This is a genomic window from Pseudomonas bananamidigenes (assembly GCF_001679645.1).
In the GTDB taxonomy this organism is placed as follows: Bacteria; Pseudomonadota; Gammaproteobacteria; order Pseudomonadales; family Pseudomonadaceae; genus Aquipseudomonas; species Aquipseudomonas bananamidigenes.
This window is the reverse complement of record NZ_LRUN01000095.1, coordinates 1-696: the sequence shown is the minus strand read 5'-3', so window position 1 is coordinate 696 and position 696 is coordinate 1. Positions and strand designations below refer to the sequence as shown.

The following is a 696-nucleotide window of genomic DNA, read 5'->3' as shown; positions in this document are numbered from 1 at the left end:
CGAATGCGGCAGATCAGCCACTACAGGAACCAACAGAATTCAGGAAGGTGTTTTATGACCGCAGCCAATGTTTACCAACAACGCCCGACCACCGGGGCCAAGGCCGAGTCGTCGCTGCATCACGCCGACCTCGCCAGCCTGGTCGGCAAGGGCCGCAAGAATGCCGGCGTGATCGTGCGTGAAAAGAAACTCCTCGGCCATCTGACCCTGCGTGGCGACGGTCACGACGCCGCGTTCGCCGCCGGTGTGCACAAGGCGCTGGGCATCGAATTGCCGGGTGCCTTGAGCGTGATCGTCAAAGGCGAAACCAGCCTGCAGTGGATGGGGCCGGACGAGTGGCTGCTGATCGTGCCGGGCGGCGAAGAGTTCGCTGCCGAGCAGAAGCTGCGTGAAGCGCTGGGCGATCTGCACATCGCGATCGTCAACGTCAGCGGCGGCCAGCAGATTCTCGAACTGAGCGGCCCGAACGTGCGTCAGGTGCTGATGAAATCCACCAGCTACGACGTACACCCGAACAACTTCCCGGTCGGCAAGGCCGTGGGCACGGTGTTCGCCAAGTCGCAGCTGATGATTCGCCACACCGCCGAAGACACCTGGGAACTGCTGATCCGTCGCAGCTTCTCGGATTACTGGTGGTTGTGGTTGCAGGATGCGTCCGCCGAATACGGCCTTAGCGTTCAGGCGTAATGATCGTTC

Annotated in this window: 1 protein-coding gene; it reads left to right on the top strand. The window is 61.8% G+C overall.

Annotated elements, in window-relative coordinates; translation table 11 throughout:
* The first annotated feature begins 54 nt into the window (after nt 1-54).
* Entirely contained in the window at nt 55-687 is a 633-nt protein-coding gene (locus tag BBF94_RS26015; RefSeq protein WP_065261788.1) for a sarcosine oxidase subunit gamma, read from the top strand.
* Nucleotides 688-696: the final 9 nt, after the last annotated feature.